Annotated in this window: 16 protein-coding genes and 1 riboswitch; of the genes, 7 read left to right on the forward strand and 9 right to left on the reverse strand. The window is 71.1% G+C overall.

The window, feature by feature from the left end; genetic code table 11:
* Nucleotides 1–91: 91 nt before the first annotated feature.
* Nucleotides 92–1,432 (reverse strand): hypothetical protein, encoded by a 1,341-nt coding sequence (locus tag VGO10_RS11760; protein WP_327468466.1) that lies wholly within the window; start codon nt 1,430–1,432, stop codon nt 92–94.
* A gap of 99 nt (nt 1,433–1,531) precedes the next feature.
* Entirely contained in the window at nt 1,532–3,562 is a 2,031-nt protein-coding gene (ftsH, locus tag VGO10_RS11765; RefSeq protein WP_414642231.1) for an ATP-dependent zinc metalloprotease FtsH, read from the reverse strand.
* Nucleotides 3,563–3,667: 105 nt separating this feature from the next.
* Nucleotides 3,668–3,829, forward strand: a riboswitch (cyclic di-AMP (ydaO/yuaA leader).
* Between the two features lie 10 nt (nt 3,830–3,839).
* Between ftsH and VGO10_RS11770 the strand changes: the two genes are divergently transcribed.
* From VGO10_RS11770 to VGO10_RS11780, 3 genes are all read left to right on the forward strand, one after another.
* Nucleotides 3,840–4,514 (forward strand): transglycosylase family protein, encoded by a 675-nt coding sequence (locus VGO10_RS11770; RefSeq protein WP_327468470.1) that lies wholly within the window; start codon nt 3,840–3,842, stop codon nt 4,512–4,514.
* Between the two features lie 124 nt (nt 4,515–4,638).
* A complete protein-coding gene (locus VGO10_RS11775; protein ID WP_327468471.1) occupies nt 4,639–4,902 on the forward strand; it encodes a hypothetical protein in 264 nt (87 codons plus the stop codon).
* Nucleotides 4,903–5,117: 215 nt separating this feature from the next.
* Nucleotides 5,118–5,663, forward strand: coding sequence for a PASTA domain-containing protein (locus tag VGO10_RS11780; RefSeq protein WP_327468472.1), 546 nt, complete (start codon nt 5,118–5,120; stop codon nt 5,661–5,663).
* Here the strand turns inward: VGO10_RS11780 and VGO10_RS11785 are convergent.
* On the reverse strand, nt 5,660–7,216 hold the full coding sequence (locus VGO10_RS11785; protein ID WP_327468473.1) for a serine/threonine-protein kinase: 1,557 nt from the start codon (nt 7,214–7,216) through the stop codon (nt 5,660–5,662). The genes VGO10_RS11780 and VGO10_RS11785 overlap by 4 nt on opposite strands.
* A gap of 91 nt (nt 7,217–7,307) precedes the next feature.
* On the opposite strand from VGO10_RS11785, the gene trxA reads away from it, so the two are divergent.
* Nucleotides 7,308–7,634 (forward strand): thioredoxin, encoded by a 327-nt coding sequence (gene trxA / locus VGO10_RS11790; protein WP_414642232.1) that lies wholly within the window; start codon nt 7,308–7,310, stop codon nt 7,632–7,634.
* Here trxA and VGO10_RS11795 read toward each other — a convergent pair.
* A complete protein-coding gene (locus VGO10_RS11795) occupies nt 7,631–8,512 on the reverse strand; it encodes a LysR family transcriptional regulator (protein WP_327468476.1) in 882 nt (293 codons plus the stop codon). The genes trxA and VGO10_RS11795 overlap by 4 nt on opposite strands.
* 64 nt (nt 8,513–8,576) lie before the next feature.
* Here VGO10_RS11795 and ppc point away from each other — a divergent pair, with 64 nt between their 5' ends.
* A complete protein-coding gene (gene ppc / locus VGO10_RS11800; RefSeq protein WP_327468478.1) occupies nt 8,577–11,174 on the forward strand; it encodes a phosphoenolpyruvate carboxylase in 2,598 nt (865 codons plus the stop codon).
* A 5-nt stretch (nt 11,175–11,179) separates the two neighbouring features.
* Here ppc and VGO10_RS11805 read toward each other — a convergent pair whose 3' ends face one another.
* Both VGO10_RS11805 and VGO10_RS11810 read right to left on the reverse strand, forming a co-directional pair.
* Complete coding sequence (locus VGO10_RS11805; protein WP_327468480.1) at nt 11,180–11,623, reverse strand: hypothetical protein; 444 nt, start codon at nt 11,621–11,623, stop codon at nt 11,180–11,182.
* A gap of 92 nt (nt 11,624–11,715) precedes the next feature.
* Nucleotides 11,716–13,374 carry a DUF6909 family protein gene (locus VGO10_RS11810; protein WP_327468482.1) on the reverse strand — a complete coding sequence of 553 codons (1,659 nt, stop codon included), beginning with the start codon at nt 13,372–13,374 and terminating at the stop codon, nt 11,716–11,718.
* A gap of 142 nt (nt 13,375–13,516) precedes the next feature.
* Here VGO10_RS11810 and VGO10_RS11815 point away from each other — a divergent pair, with 142 nt between their 5' ends.
* Nucleotides 13,517–13,903, forward strand: a complete 387-nt coding sequence (locus tag VGO10_RS11815; RefSeq protein WP_327468484.1) for a cupin domain-containing protein — start codon at nt 13,517–13,519, stop codon at nt 13,901–13,903.
* 60 nt (nt 13,904–13,963) lie between these two features.
* Here VGO10_RS11815 and VGO10_RS11820 read toward each other — a convergent pair whose 3' ends face one another.
* On the reverse strand, nt 13,964–14,491 hold the full coding sequence (locus VGO10_RS11820; RefSeq protein ID WP_327468486.1) for a hypothetical protein: 528 nt from the start codon (nt 14,489–14,491) through the stop codon (nt 13,964–13,966).
* A gap of 144 nt (nt 14,492–14,635) precedes the next feature.
* On the opposite strand from VGO10_RS11820, the gene VGO10_RS11825 reads away from it, so the two are divergent.
* Nucleotides 14,636–15,025 carry a helix-turn-helix domain-containing protein gene (locus VGO10_RS11825; protein ID WP_327468489.1) on the forward strand — a complete coding sequence of 130 codons (390 nt, stop codon included), beginning with the start codon at nt 14,636–14,638 and terminating at the stop codon, nt 15,023–15,025.
* A gap of 107 nt (nt 15,026–15,132) precedes the next feature.
* On the opposite strand, the gene VGO10_RS11830 is transcribed toward VGO10_RS11825, so the two are convergent.
* Nucleotides 15,133–17,970: a vitamin B12-dependent ribonucleotide reductase gene (locus tag VGO10_RS11830; protein ID WP_327468491.1), complete on the reverse strand. Its 2,838-nt coding sequence runs from the start codon at nt 17,968–17,970 to the stop codon at nt 15,133–15,135.
* 141 nt (nt 17,971–18,111) lie between these two features.
* Nucleotides 18,112–18,630, reverse strand: coding sequence for a hypothetical protein (locus VGO10_RS11835; protein ID WP_327468493.1), 519 nt, complete (start codon nt 18,628–18,630; stop codon nt 18,112–18,114).
* Nucleotides 18,631–18,644 lie beyond the last annotated feature (14 nt).

The raw sequence follows: 18,644 nt of genomic DNA on the forward strand, positions 1-18,644 counted from the left end.
CCGGGAACGCGCTTCTGCACGTGGGGTTACGCTCATCCAACCGAATCGGATGTCTCACTTCGTGGGGGCGGGCCGGTGTCCTGCGCTGCGGTTATCCGTACACCCGAACCGGCGGGCCGACGTAGGTGGCTCCGTCGGGGGCCGTCCAGCGCACGCGCCATGTCCGGCCGGCGCGCCACGGCAGCCGTGCGGTCCATGTGCCGCCGGCGTCGGTGGGCCGCGTTGCCACTGCCGTGGCGTGCGCGCTGTTGCGATCCCGGGCGAGGACCTCGACGCGTGTCGCGCCGTCGGCCGGCCGGATGAGGCCCCAGAGCAGCGCCATCGCACCGCTGCGCCGGACGGTCAAGGGCATGCGGAACTCGTCGAAGCTCGGCTTGGCGCGTCCGGATGCCGTCATCAGCCCGGACTGAAAGCCGCTGAGCGCCGTGTCATCGGTGAGTAAGTACTGGGCGGTCGCGGCGATCCGCGGGTCGGCACGCAGGATCCGCTCGGAGATCGAGCGGTACTCGGCCTGCTGAGCGAGCGGCACGCCGAGCGTCGTGTCGGGCGTGCTCTGCACGCCGAACTCCGTCACCCAGACCGGAAGCTTGCGATGGGCTGCACGGGTGAGCGCGGTCTCCAGTCTCCCCATGACGCCGACGGTCACGTTGTCGCGATCGGGCGGGACGTAGAACGGGCCGCGTCGGTTGGCGTAGGGGTGGTGGGCCCAGCCGTCGATGCGCAGCTTGGTGCAGCCCGCGCAATAGACGCCACGCAGGAACTGCAGCGGCGGGACGGATCGCTTGCGGTCGCCACCCGGTGCCGTCTCGCCGCCCAACATGGTGTCCTCGCTCTGGCCGGCGGCTTCCAGGCCACGCACCGCGGCCAGGTGCAACCCGCGGTAGAGCGCCGGCGCGGCCGGCTTGCCGTTGACGTACTGCGGCTTGAGGAAGCGCGGGTGGTTGGGCTCGTTCCACATGCCCCAGGCGTCGACGGCGTCCCCGAAGCGGCGCCCGGCGGCGGTGGCGAACGCACCGAGCTCCGGAGCGCTGGGGCGGGTGACCTGGTCGGTGCGCGCCGCGGTCGCCCACTTCGGTGCCGGGGCGCTGAAGGTGATCAGCACGCGCCAGCCGCGTGCGTGTACAGCGTCGACGAGGCGCCCGTAGCCACCCCAGTTATAGGCATTGGGATCGGCGGCGTCGAAGGTCGGGCGCACGGCGCTGCCGGCGTCCGGCGCGACGGCGGCCCAGACGAGCGTCAGGCGCAGCGCGCGCACGCCGAGGGCGTCGAGGCGGGCTAGGGTGGCGTCGCGCGTCTCGTCGTGCACTGCAGCCGTGCCGGCGTCGAAGTACATCGGCGCGCGGCTTGAAGCTCGGGCGGTGGGCGCCGCGCAGGCGACGCAGAGCAGGAGGGCAGCGGCCAGCGCCGCCCCTGGGAGGGCGTGTCGGGACATGGGAGAAGACGGCCCCGGGGCATCTCATCTGGGAGGACTTCACATGACCCCGAGGCCGTGTGAGGAGAACGGCCCGGGGTGCGTGGAAGTTGCGCGGAGCTAGGTGGCGTTGTCGCTCGGCGCCGCGTCGAGCGCCGGCGCGCTGCGCACCGACGGCTCCTTGAGCATCCCGTGCGGCGGCCGGTCGCCCGGCGCGCTGCCACGCTCGTATCCGGCCGCCTCGTACGCCGCGTCCTGGTCGAGCGTCTCACGCTCCAGCAGCTTGGCGGCCAGCCCGTCGAGCCGCTCGCGGTTCTCGCGTAGCTGGTCGACGGCGCGGACGTAGCACTCCTCGACGATCCGACGGACCTCGCGGTCGATCAGCTCGCGCGTCTCCTCGGAAGCCGGATCGGTCCCGGGGTACTGCGGCTCGTCGGAGATGACGGTGACCAGGCCGATCGCGTCCGACATGCCCCAGCGGCCGACCATCGAGCGCGCGATCTGGGTGACCTGCTGGAGGTCGGACTCGGCGCCGGTGGTGACCGACCCGTACACGATCTCCTCGGCCGCGCGGCCGCCCAGCGCGCCGGTGATCCGGCCCAGCAGGTAGGCCGTGTCGTACCCGTAGCGGTCGCTCTCGGGCGACTGGAACGTCACGCCGAGCGCGCGCCCGCGCGGGACGATCGAGACCTTGCGGACCGGGTCGGCGCCCGGCTCGAGCATGCCCAGCAGCGCATGGCCGCCCTCGTGGTAGGCGGTGCGCTCGCGCTCCTCGCGGCTGAGGGTGATGCGCCGCTCGGTGCCGAGGACGATCTTCTCGAAGGCGTTGTAGAAGTCGGCGGACTCGACCGCCTTGTGCCCCGACTTGGCGGCGCCGAGCGCGGCCTCGTTGACGAGGTTGCGCAGGTCGGCGCCGACCATCCCGGGCGTCGTCGCGGCCAGGCCCTTGAGGTCGACGTCGTCAGCCAGCGGCACCGAGCGCGTGTGGACCTCGAGGATCTTCTCGCGGCCCTCGACGTCGGGCGGGTTGACGGTGACGCGGCGGTCGAAGCGGCCGGGGCGCAGCAGCGCAGCGTCAAGGACATCAGGTCGGTTGGTCGAGGCCAGGACGATGACGCCTTCAGAGCCCGTGAAGCCGTCCATCTCGGTGAGGATCTGGTTGAGCGTCTGCTCGCGCTCGTCGTGGCCGCCGAGCGATGCGCCGCCGCCGCGCTGGCGGCCGATCGCGTCGAGCTCGTCGATGAAGATGATCGACGGCGCCGCGGCCTTGGCCTGCGTGAAGAGATCGCGGACGCGGGAGGCGCCGACGCCGACGACCATCTCGATGAACTCCGACGCCGAGATGGAGAAGAACGGCACGTCGGCCTCGCCGGCGACCGCGCGGGCCAGGAGCGTCTTGCCCGTGCCGGGCTGGCCGCTCAGCAGCACGCCCTTCGGGATCATCGCCCCGAGCGAGCGGTACTTGTCGGGGTTCTTGAGGAAGTCGACGACCTCTTCGAGCTCATCCTCGGCCTCGTCGATGCCGGCGACGTCGGCGAAGGTCGTGCGCGACGTGCTGGCCGAGTCATAGCGCTTGGCCCGCGAGCGGCCGAGGCCCGACAGGCCGGCGGCGCCGCCACCCGCGCGGCGGGCGATGACGATGAAGAGGCCGACGATCAGCAGCGTCGGGCCGAAGAAGAGCAGGATGTCGGCCCACAGCGAGCGGCCGTTGTCCAGTGGCTTGGCGTTGACGATGACGCCCTTGGCCTGCAGCTGGGCGAGCAGCGTCTCGTTGGTCGGCGCGAAGGCCGGACGGAAGGTCTTGAACTTGGTCTCGGACTCGTGCTTGGAGTCCTGCGGGTCGACCTTGACCTTGAAGACGCCCTGGATGTCATCCCCCTTGGAGGTGACCTCGCGGACGTTGTTCTTGTCGACCTCGTTGAGGAACTGCGTATAAGGCACCGAGATCCGGTTCGGCTGGCTGGGGACCAGGAAGCCGAACAGGACGTTCAAAGCCAGCACGGCGACGACGAAGTAGAGGAAGCGGCGGCCTCCGGGAGGGCGTGGCATGCCCATCGGGCCCTGCTTCTTCTCGGTCGGTCCGCCCTCGACCCGCCACGGCGTTGGCTGGCGGTCATCCCTGCGGCGGGGTGCTTCTGGCTCTGGTGGCATGCGCTGGGGCGCAGTGTACGAACCAGGACGGCGCGGCTCGCCGACGGCTCGGTCCCGAACGTTCTGTCACCCAGCATGTGTCGTGCCGATGTGCTTCCCTACACGGCTGTACACCAGCCGAGTCCCGGTGGCGCCGTGTCGCCGGGAGCGGGGGACCCAACTGGATCCGCGTGAGCGGGTCCCGGGGCGAATCGCCACATCTGTGGCGTAGCGCAGCTCTACAGCGCGAGCCCGTCAGCTAACCCCGTAGGCGTGAAGAGCAAAGGAAGCACCCTTCGTGATCTACGAGATCGAACGCGCCTGCCAGGCGTCCATGGAACGCTCGCGTGCGCGCCGGACCGCTGTGGCGCAACGGCTGGCGGTCCTCCGCCGACGGCGACGCCGCGGCGGCAGCAGCTCGGTGGCGATCCTCGGCGCCGTGCTGGCGCTGGGCGGCCCGCTGGCGCTGGCGCAGACCAGCGCGCAAGCGCCGGTCCCGAGCACGCTGAGCGCCGGTTCGTCCGGCAGCGCCGTCTCCGCCCTGCAGGCGGCGCTCGGCATCGGGCAGACCGGCCGCTTCTCGGCGGCGACCGCGCGCGCCGTGCGCTCCTTCCAGCGCGCCCACGGCCTGACGGTCGACGGGATCGTCGGCCCGCAGACGGCGGGCGCGATGAAGCTGCCGTCCGGGACGGCGGCGCCGGCGAGCAGCGCTGGGCCGGAGGCGGTCGCCTCCGCGGTCGGACCGGACTCCGCGACGCTGGGTCGGATCGCCCGGTGCGAGTCCGGCGGCGATCCGACGGCGATCTCCGCCGATGGGCAGTACCGCGGCAAGTACCAGTTCACCCGCGCGACGTGGCGGGCGATGGGCGGCAGCGGCGACCCCGCCGCCGCGCCCGAGGCCGAGCAGGATCGGCGCGCCGCGGCGCTGCTGGCGGCGCAGGGCACCACGCCCTGGCCGGCCTGCGGCAGATGATCCCTGGGATCGATCGCTGAGCGACACCGAACCCGCGCATATCGCGGGTTCGGTGTCGTCGAGTGCTGCGGAGGCCGCTCGTCCACGTGGCGCAAGCGTCGCGCACCTGCGACGCTTGCGCGCGGTGTCCGCTCCCGACCAGCTCTCCCTGACGCTCGGCCCGTCGTTCACGGTCGAGGTCGACGATCGCTTCAGCCCGGGGCTGACGGGTCGCCATGACCGCGCCTACGCCTCGCCGCCGCAGCCGCGCGACGAGGCGCTGACGCTGGCGGCGCTGCTGCTCGACGCCGGCCAGGATCTCGACGGCGTCGGCCCATGGCAGCGCGCCCTGGCCGGCGGCCGCCGGACGGTCCGGCTCGTGCCGGCGTCCAACGGCGCGGCGGACTGAGCCACCGCCCGGCCACATCGCGCCCGGCCCATCTCAAGTCTGTGCGGGCGGCTGCCGACTACTGGAGTGAGCGTGTAGCACCCTCCTCCTCCGCTCATGTTTGACCTTCCTCATCCGAAGCCCTCTGTGCCAGCAGGGGGCTTCGGGAGTTAACGACGGGCGGGCGCTGTCGCATACTGGTGGGGTTCGGTGTGCTGCACCGGCGACCTCGACGCATGCGGCTCTCCCTCCTCACCGGCGCAGCGTGCGCCCTCCTGCTCGGCGCCTGTGGTGGCGACAAGCCGGCCAAGCCGGTCGCACCCGTGCGCCTGCAGGTCACCGCGCCGCAGGATCTCGGGACGGTGCGGACGGCGAGCGTGGAGGTCCGTGGGACCGTGAGACCGGCGAGCGCGACCGTCACGGTGCGCGGCGAGCGCGCGCAGGTGAGCGGTGGCGCCTGGAGCGCGCAGATCAGCGTCGAACCCGGCGTCAACGTCGTCGACGTCCTCGCCAGCGCCGGCCGCGCTCGCCCGGCGCTGACCGCCGTGCGGGTCCGTCGCGTCGTCGACGTCGTGGTCCCCGACCTCGTCGGCCTCAGCGCCGACGACGCCAAGTCCGCGCTGGCCGACGCCCATCTCGAAGGCGATCTGCAGACCACCAACGGCGGCTTCTTCGACGAACTGCTCGGCGGCAAGCCCGAGGTCTGTGCGACCGACCCGAGCGCCGGCGCCCACGTCGATCCGGGGTCGACGGTGGTCGTGCAGCTCGCGCGCCGCTGCTAGGCCCGCGGCTCGGTCGCGATCAGGTCGATCGCGGCCTTGCCGTCGCGGCGGATGACGCCGAAGACGATCCGGCCGGTGATCGGCGGTGCGCCGTCGCGCGTCACGGTGTAGCGGCCCTCAGCGCGGCCGGCGGTGCCGCCCGAGACCTTCAGGTTGTCGAGCGCGTAGTGCTGGATCTTGCTCGTGGCGAACTGGCGGTGGTACTCGCTGACGACTGCCACGCGACCGCGCTGCGCCGCGCCGCTGGCGCCCCAGCGCCGGACCGCGGGCGTCAGCGTGTGTCGTAGCGCTGCGTCGTCCTCGTTGCTGTAGGCGTCGGCGAACGACTGCGCCGCGTCGCGCACCTCGCCGGCGCTGAGCGGGCCGGTCGCGGTGCCGTCGGCACCGGCGACCCAGCGGACGACGAGCACCGTCGGGATCGCCAGGACCGCGACGGTCGCCGCCAGGGCCAGCTTGCGCCCGCGGCCACGCTGGACCTTCACGGCAGCCGGGCGGCGCTGGTCGCGCCGCGGCGGTGGCGCGCTCGTGCCGTTGGCCACGCCGGCGTGCGCCGTCGCCGCCGTCTCGGATGCCGATCCTGCCGGTGCGCTGGTCGACTTGACCGGCGCTGTGCCGGAGAAGTCGACCATCACCGCGGTCGCGCCCGGCGCCGGGGCGATCCGCGTCGGTTCGGCCTCCTCGGGCGTCGCCGCCCCGGTGGCCACAGAGCCGCGCGCGGTGGACGCCCATTCGCCCGCGGCCGCCGCGCGCGCCGCGCGGCCCAGATCGCCCGCCGACGGGTAACGATCGGCCGGATCCTTGGCCAGCGCCCGCGCGATCACGGCGTCGAACGCCGCCGGCACGCCGGCGGTCTCCGACGGCCGCGGGGGCGGATCGTGCAGATGCGCGGTGATCGTCACCGGCACGGTGTCGCGCCGAAACGGCGGGGTGCCCGTCAGCGCCGTGAACAGGACACAGCCCAAGGCGTACACGTCGGCGCGGGCGTCGGTCGGCTCCCCGCGCAGATGCTCGGGGGCCATGAAGTCCACGGTCCCGATCCAGTTGCCGCTGTCGGTGATCCGCGTGTCGGACGCCTGCACGCGCGTGATGCCGAAGTCGCTGAGGTAGGCATGGTCGTTGTTGATGAGGATGTTGGCCGGCTTGACGTCGCGGTGCACGAGGCCCGCGGCGTGCGCGGCGTCGAGCGCGTCGGCGACCTGCGCGACGATCGAGGCGGCGCGTGCGGGCGGCACGCGTCGCTCCTCTTGCAGCAGGTGATGGAGGTCGGTCCCCGGCACGAAGCGCATCACGAGGTAGAGGTGGCCGTCCTCCTCGCCTGCCGCGTAGACCGGAACGACGTTGGGGTGCTCGATCGACGCCGTCATCCGCGCCTCGCGCTCGAAGCGCTCGCGCACATCGGGGTCCGAGGCCTGCTCGGTGGCGATCAGTTTGAGCGCGACCGGCCGCCCGAGCCGCAGCTCGGTCGCCCGGTAGATGACGCCCATCCCGCCGCGGCCGAGGACCCCCTCGATGCGACAGCCGGCGAACTCGCTGCCTGTTTGAAGCTCGGCCACTGCCCTTCATTCTGCCGCGTGCAGCGTTGCTACTCGCGTCGATCGCTGATTGGCGTCGACCGACGGGCCTCCGCGCCGCACACTGAGGGCCATGACCACCGCCTCCTTCCCCCAGGCCACCGACGACTCGTTCGCCGCCGACGTGCTCGAGTCCGACGTCCCCGTCCTCGTCGACTTCTGGGCCGCCTGGTGCGGTCCGTGTCGCGCGATGCACCCGATCCTCGACGCGCTCGCGGCCGAGCGCGACGACCTCCGCGTCGTCGGCCTCGACGTCGAGGCCAACCAGGCGATCGCCGCCAAGTACGGCGTCCTGTCGATGCCGACGTTCCTGCTCTTTCGGGGCGGCGAGCCGATCCTGCAGCTGATCGGCTCGCGGCCGCGGCGGCGGCTGGAACAGGAGATCGCCGACGTGCTCTAGCCGAGCGTCGCCTGCAGGTGCTCGGCCAGCAGACGGGCGATCGGCGTCGGCGTCGTCCGCCGTGTCAGGAGCGCGACCGCGTGCACCGCGTTCGCGCCGGCGACGGTGGCCATCCCGACCTCCGGGCCTTCGAGCGCCAGCCACGACGCCGGGACCAGCGAGACGCCCAGCCCCGCGCCGACCAGGAAGCGCACCGCCGTCGGCTCGCCGACCTCGAAGAGCGGGACCGGGCCGAAGCCCTCGGCCGCGCACGCCGCCAGCGCCGAGCCGCGCAGCGCGGTGCCCGGCTCGGCGAGCACGAACGGGCGGTCGCGGACGTCCCAGAGCTTGACGGCGGTCTTGCCGGCCAAGGCGTCGTCGGGCGCGACGAGCAAGACGAGCGGCTCGGCGGCGAGCGCCAGCGCCTCGACGTCTTCCGGCAGCGCCGTCGCCTCCGGCAGCGCCGCGACCGCGAGGTCCACTGCGCCGTTGGCGACCAAGTCCACCACCTCGCTCGGGCCACCCTGGCGCAGCGCGATCCGCACGCTTGGATGCTCGCGCCCGAAGCGCGCCAGCGCGGGCGCCAGCCGCAGCGCGTCACCCGTCGTGGCGGCCGCCCGGACGCCGCCGCGCAGCGTTCCTGCGTGCTCGTCCATCGCCGCCCGCGCGCCCGCGACGTCGGCCAGGATCGCCTCGGCACGCCCGAGCAGCTCCTCGCCGGCCGGGGTGATTTGCACGCCGTGGGATGTCCGGCGCAGCAGCTCCAGACCCAACTCGGCCTCCAGCCGCCGGACCGCTTGGGAGACCGCCGACTGCGTGACGTACAGCGACTCCGCCGCGCGCCGGAAGTGCCGATGGCGGGCGACCGCGGCGAAGTACTCGAGCTGTCGCAGATCCATGGTGGTGCATTCTGCCCGCCGGTCCATGTCCACGGCCGCCGCACGCCACTAGCGTGGGCGCCGCATGGACACCTCTGACCTCGAACTGCTCGAAGCGCTGGTCCGCGACGTGCTCACCGAGCAGTGCGGCGCCGACTTCGCCGACGCCGTGACGTGGCTGCATGCGACCGCCGCCCGGGTGCGGAAGAGCGAGGAGGGCGCGGCCGAGACGCTCCTCGCGCGCCTCCATGGGCTATCCGAGAACGAGCTGGAGCCGATCATCCGCGCGTGCTCGCTGCAGCTGCAGGTGGCCAACATCGCCGAGGAGCGCGAGCGGCTGCGCCGCCGTCGCAGCTACGACGCCCAAGGCACGGTGCAGCGCGAGTCATTGGCCGAGACCGCCAACCTCCTGGCCGAGCACGCGGTCGATCCGGTCACCGCGCTGGCCGACCTCCACGTCGAGCTCGTGCTCACCGCCCATCCGACCGAGGCGTCGCGGCGCTCGGTGCTCGATCACCAGTGGGCGATCACCCAGCTGTTGGATCGTCTCGAGGACTCGCGGACCGGTCGCTCGCGCCGGCGTGCGCTGCTGGAGGAGCTGCGCGAGGTCCTGACGATCTGGTGGCAGACCGACGAGGTCCGCCGCGCGCGGCCGCATGTCGAGGACGAAGTACGCCGCACGCTCTACGTCTTCGAGTCGGTGCTCTACGACACGGTGCCGACGGTCCTCGACGAGCTCGAGCGCGACCTCGGGCCGTTGCCCGCCACGCCCGTGTTGGAGTTCGCGTCGTGGCCGGGCGGCGACATGGACGGTCATCCGGAGGTCGGTGCCGCGACCGTCACCGCGACGATCGAGCTGCACCGGCGCGCCGCGATCCGGATGCTCCGCGAGCGCGTCGCGCGGCTGGCCCGGCGCTTCTCGCACTCCGAGCGCCGGGTGACGGTGAGCGAGGCGCTGACCGCCTCGCTTCAGCGCGATGCGCAGGAGCTGCCCGACGCGCGGGTGCTGCGCCGCCCCCATCACGAGTGGGAGCCGCTGCGAACCAAGTTGGGGTTCATCGAGCGCAGGTTGATCAACATGCTCGACGTCCGCGGCGGGCAGGCCGGCTACGAGAGCCCCGCGCAGCTGCGCGCGGATCTCGAGCTGATCGCCGACAGCCTCGGCTCTGCGCACGTCGCTCACGGATCGCTGCGGCGGCTGTTGCGCCAGGTCGACACCTTCGGCTTCCATCTCGCCGGGCTGGACCTGCGCCAGAACGCGACGGTCATCGACGCGGCCGTCGGCGCGCTGCTGCCCGGCTACGCCAACGCGCCGGAGGAGGAGCGCCAGACGCTGCTCGACGAGGCGATCGCGGCCGGGGACGTCGGCCTGCAGCGCCGGCCGCCCGGCACGGCCGGCGAGCTGGTCGCCGCGCTCGACGCGGCCGCGCTGGCGTCGGAGGCCTACGGCCCGGACGTCGTCCGCTGTCTGATCGTGTCGATGACCGAGCAGCCCTCGCACGTCCTGGGCGCCCGCTGGCTGGCGCAGCGCGCGGGCGCGGCGCTGGACCTGCGCTTCGTCCCGCTCTTCGAGACGCTCGACGACCTCGACCGCGCTCCGGAGACGATGGCCAAGTTGTATGGGTCGGACTCGTACCGCGAGTTGCTGGCGCGTCAAGGCAACCGTCAAGTCATCATGTTGGGGTACTCGGACTCCGGCAAGGACGGGTCCTTCTTCGCCAGCCAGTGGGCGCTGCGCGGCGCGCAGCTCGATCTCGCCCGCCAGGCGGCCGGGGCCGGCATCGAGCTCGAGCTCTTCCACGGTCGCGGCGGCTCGACCTCGCGCGGCGGTGGCCCGACCTACCGCGCGATCGTCGCGCAGCCGACCGGCTCGCTGCGCGGTCGCATCCGGATCACCGAACAGGGCGAGACGATCAGCTCCCGCTACGGCCATCCGGAGCTGGCTGAGCGCTCGCTGGAGCAGACGCTGAGCGCGGTGCTGCTGGCCTCCAACGTCGCGCGGCCGGCGGCGGCCGAAGACTGGCGCGCCGATGTCGATCGGTTGGCCCGCCGCTCGCGCGAGACCTATCGCGCGCTGGTCTACGAGGACCCGGACTTCGCGCGCTTCTTCTTCCAGATCACGCCGGTCGAGGCGCTCGCCGACCTCAACATCGGCTCGCGGCCGCCGTCGCGCGGCAGCGACGGCACGATCCAGTCGCTGCGCGCGATCCCGTGGGTCTTCGCGTGGACGCAGAATCGGATCCTGCTGCCGTCCTGGTACGGCGCGGGCACCGCGCTGGCCGAGGGCGACCTCGAGCGCTACCGCGCGATGTCCGCGCGCTGGCCGTTCTTCGCCACGCTGATCTCGACGCTGGAGATGGCGCTCTTCAAGACCGACCTCGGCGTCGCCGAGCGCTACCTGCGGCTGGTGGATCCCGAGCTGCGCGCGCGCTTCTGGCCCCAGATCGTCGCAGAGCACGAGAAGGTCAAGTCGTCGGTGTTGGCGATCACCGGCGGCGATCGGCTGCTCGCCGGCGCCGCGCGCCTGCAGGACCGCCTCGCCCACCGCGATCCGTGGGTCGATCCACTCTCGCACCTGCAGGTCGAGCTGCTGGAGCGCACGCGAGCCGACGCGACCGCCGATCGTCAGGCGCTGCTGGGAACCGTGACCGGGATCGCGTTCGGCCTGCGCAACACCGGCTGAGCCATTTACGCGTCGGCGCCGGCCGCGCGGGCGGCCTCGCCCAAGACGGCGTGCAGCGCGTCGGCGCGCAGCGAGGCCATGGGGTCGAGCAATGCGGCGACGAGCGGATGGATCGCCTGGTCGTCTTCCCGCATCCAGCCGCGCTCGTCGGCGGCGGCGATCCATTCAGAGAGCGCGTCGTGCAGCGCGACGAAGCGCGCTAGCTGGAGGATGACGGTCGCGTTGGCGCCGTGGTCGGCGAGCATGTGGAGCTCGTCGGAGAGGCCGGTCAGCTCGCGCAAGGCCAGCACGTCGTCGGTGCTGAGGGCTTGGTGACGGTGGCGCTCGAGGCGAATCGCCTCGGCGGCACGGGCCGTGGCGTGCAGCTGCTCGGCCGAGAGGTCGAACGACACGTTGCAGACGGGGGTTCCGTCTGCGGCGTGGAGCGTGCGGAGCTCGGCGTTGACCATGACGTGACGCTAGCGACCTGGGAGGACGCGCAACGTTGTTCCCAGGTTATCGACCGTTGACACGCGGCTCTGGAGACCGGCCGCGCGCCCGGTCAGGAGAGTGCCCCTTCGAGGGTGAAGATCCGGCGCAGGATCGCGATCGAGGTCGCGTAGGTGGAGTCCATTCCGTAATAGCTCATGCCGCGGGCGCCGAGCGTGCGCGCCTGCGTGAAGGGCGTGTCTGAGGCGTAGTGGACGATCCCGAAGTCGATCGGGAGCTTGGAGAAGTTGACCTGCTCGCCGGCGGGGTAGCGGTCGGGCTCGGCGATCTCGTAGACCGCGTCGCAGTAGGGCCCGGCCTCCATCTCCACCACCGTGTAGGCCTCGCGGTAGTAGCGATCGAGGTAGTTGCGGTTCTGCAGGAACGTCGAGCGGACGGTGACCGCGCGCTGATTGTCGAGGCCCGAGCCGAAGCGCAGATAGGGCGCGATGGCGTCGAAGTCAAAGGCGTTGTCGAGCCAGTAGGTGGTGCCCGAGTGCTCGTCGTAGATGGTGTTGGAGATCATCACGTCGCCGACGTCGGCGTTGAGCGTGGCGGCCTTGCCGAGGACGTAGACGCCGCGCAGCGTGTCGCGGTCCTCGGTGATCTCGCGCAGGATGTTGTAGGCCGCGAGGCCGAGCGGGTAGTCGATGTTGATCAGGACCGCGCGGCTGGCCTGCAGGGCCTCGGCGTCGACGTCGCCGAGGCGGTCGTCGATCGCTGCGGGGTCGAGCTTGTTGAGCGGCATCACCTGGGCGGCGACGCGCAGGCCCGACTCGGCGTTGAGGTGCAGGATGCCGCGCGCGGCCTCGGCGTAGCGGCGCGTCTGCGGGCCGGGCTCGGAGACCGCCTGCTCGCGGGCCAGGAAGTACAGGAAGTTGTTCCACGAGCCGGCGGTGCGCTCCTCGCGGAAGGCGGCGAGCTCGTCCTGGAGGTCGCGCGCGCCGGCGCGCTGGACCCAGTCGACGAGGTCGGCCTCCCGGGTGCGGGCGTCGCCAGAGAGCAGGTTGACCAAGGAGTGGGTGTTGGAGGAGACGAAGTAGATCGGGGCGTCGCGGCCGATGCTGTGGTCGCGCATCGTCTGGCCGACGGGTGCCCACCAGCGGCGGGTGAGGCGCGCGTAGGAGACCTGCGAGCCGCCGAGCATGCGGACGCGGAGGCTCAGGTTCGTCTCGGCGACCTCGCCGAGGCGGCGGGCGAACGCGGTGCCCCAGGCTTCCTGGAGACGTTCCCAGTCGTCGACCGAGCCGCCGAGGACGCGCGCGCACTCGTCGGCGCCGGGGAGGCCCTGTGGCCGCGGCCAGCCGATCGCGCGCAGCTTGCGCCGCAGCTTGTTCCACTCAATCTGGTAGGCGACGAGGGTCGGGACGAGGTCGTCGACGTCGGAGGTCGAGGAGAGCAGGACGCCCCATTGACCGTCGGGGCCCTCGTGCCACTGCCGGCGGCGGGCGGGCGCCTCGGTGGTCGGCCAGTCGACGAGCGGAAGGCCGACGCCGGCGAACTGCTCCTCCTCCTGGCCCATGATGACCACGCGGCCCTGGTAGATGTTGGCCGGCAGCCGCTGCGTGGCGTAGAGGAACGCGCCGAGGTCGAGCTCCTCGGCGCCCGCGAACGGATGCAGCGAAGACTCGATCGCAATATGCGACGACTCCAAGATCCTCAACTTCGTCTCACCCCGCGACCGCAGCAGGGTCGAGTAGGTGCGCTGATAGAGCTCGACGTCGGAGGGCATTGGCGTGCGGGTATACCAGCACCGGTCTTCTCGAACCGAACAGCCATCGCTTGTTCGGGCGAAGTTGGAGGTTGGGTGTCGAATCGGGCGATCTCGTCCGTCGACTCATCGACAGGCCAACTATCCGACCAGGAGGTCGCTGATGTCTGATGTCGTCGTCAAGCGGGTGGAGGAGTTCGATTCGCCCAATGGCGGAGGGTTCTGCCGGGCGCGTGCGGGGCTGGGCGTGACGTCGTTCGGGATGCAGGTGGAGAACTTTCCGCCGCACTTCGAGCACTTCCCCGAGCACGATCACTCGGCTGACGGCCAGGAAGAGGTCTACACCGCGCTGTCGGGCTCGGCCACGCTGCACGCCGATGGCGCCGAGCACCGGCTGGAGCCCGGCGTCTTCGCGCGCGTCGGCCCGGGCGTGAGCCGCAAGATCACGACGGGTGACGACCCGGTGCGGCTGCTGGCGATCGGTGCGACGCCGGGCCAGCCCTACGTCGCACCGGCGTTCACCGAGCCGGGCGCCGCGCTTCCCGGTTGAGCGCGCATGTCGCGACGGGCGGGCATCCCGTCCGTCGCGACGCTCGGGGAATCAGAAGGGCTACTCCACGTCGAGCAGGCCCGCTGTGATCTCTTCGGCAAGGACGGCGCGAAAGTCGTCCAACGCCCCGCCGGCTGAGATTGGGGCCTCGGGCACGCGGATCTTGTTTGACTCGCCAAAAGGGTGGCGGTGATAGACGATGTCATCCGTCTTCATCGGGTCGAAGTCGTGACGATGGTTGCGGTCCCCGTCGTTGCGGCCGTTGCCCGCGATGTGGCCGTTGTAGGCGTAGCCGGCCAACCACAAGCCCTCGCGTTCGACGAGCGCAAACGGTGTCGGCTTGACCGACCAGCGCTCCATCAGCGAGAACGTCACGCGTCTGTCCTCGTCGGCATCGGGATCGGTGTCGGCATTGGGCAGCCAGACGCCCTTGACCCGGACCAGTCCGAGAGGCGGGTCGTCTCGCCATTCGTTCGGATATCGCGGGTGAGTGTTGTCGGCGATATCGAAGCCGTGGCCTTGCAGGAGCGCTACGAGTTCGTCCCAGCGGCGAGGTACAAATCGAGAGAGCTGTGTATCGGGTGACAAGGGGTCGCGGTTTCTAGCACTCCGGTCGGGCACTTTTGCCGCTCATGGGCCGTTTCGGCCTTGCCTGCAGAAACTAGTCCCATTTGTCCCATATGTCCCACGAAAGCGCTCAAGCCTCAATGGAGTGGGTACGATTACCGGACTATGGAGTTCGACAGCCGCCCATTCTGGAAGCCGCGGGACCTGGCTAAGCTGCTCGACGTCAGCTCGTCGCAGATCTATCGCCTGATCGAGGCCGGCACGCTCGAACACGTCAAGGTTGGTCAGCGCACGGTGCGGGTCTCGGCCGCATCCGTCGCTGAGTTCCTTGGTGTGGGTGCGCCCGCTGTCGGACCGCAAGCCGACACCGAGGCTTCTGATTTCGACGCACGCGCCGAGTTGTTCGCCAAGCGGACCGGGTGCACGCCTGAGGAGTTCATCGTCGCCTGGCGTCGCGACGAGATTCCAGACACGCCCGAGCACAGCCAAGACGCAATGGAAGCGTTGGCTCTCCGTGGGGCCGGCGTCGGACGTCGCGCTATCGCGACCGCCTGACGGCCGCTCGAAAGACGGCCCAGAACGATGAAGGGGCGCCCGCTGGGCGCCCCTTCATCAGAGCTTCGACGCGGGCCGGCGCCGGAGCGGCTGGACCTGGCGGTGGCTCAGCCGCAGCCGGTGTTGTTGCCGCAGGACGAGCAGGTGTAGCAGGAGCCGGTGCGCTGCATCATGCCGCCGCACTGGCTGCAGGCCGGGCCGAGGTCGAGGCCGACCAGGCGGGCGGGGCGGACCGGCGGGGTGTCGGTCAGCGCCGAGGTCGGCGGCTTGGAGCTGCCGTTGCCGCCGCCGTTGGACGGCGTCGCCTGCGGCGTGGCCGGGCCGGCGGTGTCGCTCGAGAAGGCCACGGCCTCTTCGGCCGACTTCTTGGCCCGCACCTGCGGCGTCAGGATCCCGAGCTCCTCCTGGATCTCGGCGTCCAGAAAGCGCGAGGCGAGCCAGCGCATGATGTAGTCGGGCATCGACTTCGCGAACGGGATCTCCGGGTTCTGGGTGATCCCTTCCGGCTCGAAGCGCATGTAGGCGAACTTCGAGACGAGCGTCTCGAGCGGCACGCCGTACTGCAGCGCGATCGAGATCGCGGTCGCGAACGAGTTCATCATGCCGCGGAGGGTCGAGCCCTCCTTGCCGACGTCGGTGATGAAGATCTCGCCGACCTGGCCGTCCTCGTACATGCCGGCCGTGATGTAGCCCTCGTGGCCGCCGATGGTGAACTTGTGCGTGATCGACTGGCGCTCACGCGGCATCTTGTTGCGGCGCGGGCCGATCGAATCAAGCTGCTTGGTGACCTCGTCGGAGACCGCCTTCGCGAACGCCTCGGAGTCCAGCGCCGGCACCGGCGCCTCGTCGGACTGGGCGTCGGTGCGCAGCGCCTGTGCGGTCTTTGACCCGTCGCGGTAGATCGCCAGCGCCTTGATGCCCAGGCGCCAGGCCTGCGTGTAGGCGTCGACGATGTCCTCCACCGTCGCCGTGCTCGGGAGGTTGACCGTCTTGGAGATCGCACCCGAGATGAAGGGCTGGACCGCGCCCATCATCTTGATGTGGCCCATGTGGCTGATCGCGCGCGAGCCGACGGCGACGTCGAAGACCTCGAGGTGCTCGTCCTTGATGCCGGGCGCCTCGACGATCGTGCCGTACTGGTCGATGTGCGCGACGATCTGGTCGATCTCCGCGCGCTCGTAGCCCAGCGTCTGCAGCGCGAGGCCCACCGTCTTGTTGACGATGATCATCGAGCCGCCGCCGACGAGCTCCTTGTGCTTGACCAGCGAGAAGTCGGGCTCGACGCCCGTGGTGTCGCAGTCCATCAGGAACGAGATCGTGCCCGTGGGCGCGAGCACCGTCGCCTGCGCGTTGCGGTAGCCGTAAGCCTCGCCGACCTCGACCGCCTCGTCCCAGACCTCGCGGGCCGCGGCCAGCAGCGTGTCGTCGCGGCCGGTGCCGACCGGGATGTGCGCGGTCGCGTCGCGGTGCATCCGCATGACCGAGTTGTGCGCCTCGCGGTTCTCGGCGTAGCGCTCGTACGGACCGATCGCCGCGGCGACCTTGGCCGACTGCAGGTAGGCGCGGCCGGTCATCAGGGCGGTGATCGCGGCGGCGGTCGCGCGACCGGCGTCCGAGTCATACGGCATGCCGTTGGACATCAGGTAGGCGCCGAGGTTGGCGTAGCCCAGGCCGAGCTGGCGGAACGCGCGGGCGTTGACGCCGATCTCCTCGGTCGGGTAGCTCGACGGGCCCACGACGATCTCCTGGGCGAGGAAGACGACGTCGACCGCCTTCTCGAACTTCTCGACCTCGAAGGTGCCGTCAGGACGACGGAACTTCATGAGGTTCAGCGACGCGAGGTTGCAGGCCGAGTCATCGACGTGCATGTATTCCGAGCACGGGTTGGACGCGTTGATGCGCCCCGAGTTCGGGCACGTGTGCCACTCGTTGATGATGGTGTCGTACTGCACGCCCGGGTCGGCGCAGCGCCAGGCGGCGTCGCCGATCTTGCGCATCAGGTCGCGCGCCTGCATCGTCGGGCCGATCGGCTTGCGGTCCTTGCGCGACAGCGTCTGCCACTCGGCGTCGTTCTCGACGGCCTCCATGAACGCGTCGGTCACGCGGACCGAGTTGTTGGCGTTCTGGTACTGGATCGACTTGAAGCCGTCGCCGTCGATGGACATGTCGAAGCCTGCGTTGCGCAGCGCCTCGGCCTTGTCCTCCTCCTTGGCCTTGCATTCGATGAACTCGACGATGTCGGGATGGTCGACGTCCAACACCACCATCTTGGCGGCGCGGCGCGTCTTGCCGCCGGACTTGATCGTGCCGGCCCAGGAGTCGGCGCCGCGCATGAAGGAGACGGGGCCCGAGGCGGTGCCGCCCTTGCTCAGGTGCTCCATCGACCCGCGGATGTTGGACAGGTTGATGCCCGACCCGGAGCCGCCGCGGAAGATCCGGCCCTCGCGCGTGTTCCAGTCGAGGATCGAGTCCATGGTGTCCTCGACCGAGAGGATGAAGCAGGCCGAGCACTGCGGCGACTCTTCGAAGCCGACGTTGAACCAGACGGGTGAGTTAAACGCCGCGAGCTGGTGCAGCAAGATGTAGGTGAGCTCGTCCTGGAAGGCGTCGCCGTCCTCCGCGGTCGCGAAGTAGCCGCGCTGGCGGCCCCAGTCGGAGATGGTGCCGGCGACGCGGCCGATCATCTGCTTGACGGAGCGCTCACGCGCGGGCGAGTCGATCTGGCCGCGGAAGTACTTCTGCGTGACGATGTTGGTGGCGTTCTGGGACCACGTCTTGGGGAACTCGACATCGTCCTGGCGGAACGAGCCGACGGCTGCGGTGCGCAGCTCCCAGTCGACGGTGTCGAACGGGGCGACGCCCGCGGTGGTGAAATACCGCTCGATCGACAGTGCGCGACCCGGCTGGATCTCCGATGCGAATGCGGTCTGTGGTGCTGTGTCCATGCGCCTCTGCTTCCTTCCTCGCCGCCGGCCCGCGGCACGCTCGAAACCTTGAAGGTGGGTCGAGCAGGGTGGCGCGTGGGGCGGACGGAATGACGGGTCGATCCCGCTCGTTCCGTGTTAACTCAGTGTAGGCGGCCCGGGCTAGCGCCCGAGACGGACCCAGTCACGGAACTCGGCCCAGGCGGCGGACGTCCGCCAGCCGGCCTCAGCCGTCGCGTGACGCCACCGGACCCACCACATGGGCTCGGCGGCCCACCAGCGGGCGGCACCCCAGAGCGCGGCCGCGAGGAGCAGCAGAAGGCCGATGACGGCGAGGAGGACGATCGTCTTGGTGTCGTCGTCCGATGACGGACGGGCGCCCTTGCCGGAGGTCCCCGCGGGGACAGCGGTAGATGCGGTCCCACCCGCCCCGGCTGTGGTGGCGGGCGCTGCGGTCGTCGGAGGGGCCGTCGTGCTCGCCGTGGGCGGAACGGTGCCGGCCGGGAGCGACGAGCTGGCGGGCGCACTCGAGGTTGCGGCGCCGGGTGCGGTCGACGTCGCGGTTCCGGGTGCGGTGGCGCTGGCCTGCGACTGACCGGGCGCCTGTGCGGAGGCAGGCAGGGGCGTGGCCGCCGCCAGCGCGGCACAGCACATCCCGACGGTGACGAGGCGGCGGCGCATCCGGCGGCACAGGC

This window comes from Baekduia sp. (genome assembly GCF_035996765.1).
GTDB lineage: Bacteria > Actinomycetota > Thermoleophilia > Solirubrobacterales > Solirubrobacteraceae > Baekduia.